We start from the raw sequence: 455 nt of genomic DNA on the forward strand, positions 1-455 counted from the left end.
ACATGACCCACTGCGGCTGCTTCTTGGCCAGCGCGGAGCCGGGGAAGATGGCGAAGCGGGCGTTGCGGGCGCCGATGTACTCCTGGATCGGGCGGCGGCCGTCGGCGCCGCGCTTCTCCATGACGTCCTTGACGCCGACGTGGGACAGCAGGCCGACCAGCAGCGACGTGTGCACCTGCTGGGGCTCGGCCGGGCGGCTGTTGGGCTGGACGCCGAGCGCCTGGCGCAGCTGGCTGTAGATGTCCTGCCACTCGCGCACGCGCAGGTAGTTGAGGAACTCGGCCTTGCACAGCCGGCGGAACGCGCTGGAGGACAGCTCGTGCTGCTTCTCGCGCAGGTAGTTCCACAGGTTGAGGTAGGCCATGAAGTCGGACTCGGGGTCGGCGAAGCGCCGGTGTTTCTCGTCGGCCTGCTGCTGCTTGTCGGAGGGGCGCTCGCGCGGGTCCTGGATGGAC

General features: G+C 69.2%; 1 pseudogene. It reads right to left on the reverse strand.

Annotated elements, in window-relative coordinates:
• Window positions 1–455 (reverse strand): annotated as a pseudogene (locus C1I99_RS31940) (ATP-dependent helicase); the annotation flags it as partial.

The sequence above is a fragment of the Micromonospora deserti genome (genome assembly GCF_003236335.1).
GTDB lineage: Bacteria > Actinomycetota > Actinomycetes > Mycobacteriales > Micromonosporaceae > Micromonospora > Micromonospora deserti.